General features: G+C 37.4%; 1 protein-coding gene. It reads right to left on the bottom strand.

Going from position 1 to position 417, the window contains the following annotated elements; all coding sequences use genetic code 11:
• Position 1: 1 nt before the first annotated feature.
• Positions 2-417: redoxin domain-containing protein (locus HC176_RS16860; RefSeq protein WP_167920170.1), on the bottom strand; the 416-nt coding region annotated here is incomplete at its 5' end.

The raw sequence follows: 417 nt of genomic DNA, 5'->3' as shown, positions 1-417 counted from the left end.
ATTATTTATTAGGTTGTGGAGTCATTCTTAAGTAAGATTTCACTTCCTTAAAACCTTTTGGGAACATATTTTTAGCATCTTCATTGGAAATGGAAGGGCTAATAACCACTTCTTCTCCTTCTTTCCAATTCGCGGGCGTAGCTACTTTATACTTTTCGGTCAATTGCAGTGAATCGATCACCCTTAAAAGTTCTTCAAAGTTCCTACCTGTACTTGCAGGGTAAGTGATCATTAACCTGATTTTTTTGCTGGGATCTATAACATAGACCGACCTTACGGTAAGAGTGTCATCGGCGTTTGGATGGATCATATCATAAAGATCTGCTACCTTTCTGTCCTCATCTGCAATGATTGGGAAGTTAACTGTGGTATTTTGGGTTTCATTGATGTCATTTATCCAGTTTTTATGAGATTCTA

The organism is Tamlana crocina (assembly GCF_012037625.1).
This window is presented reverse-complemented; position numbering and strand designations above follow the sequence as displayed.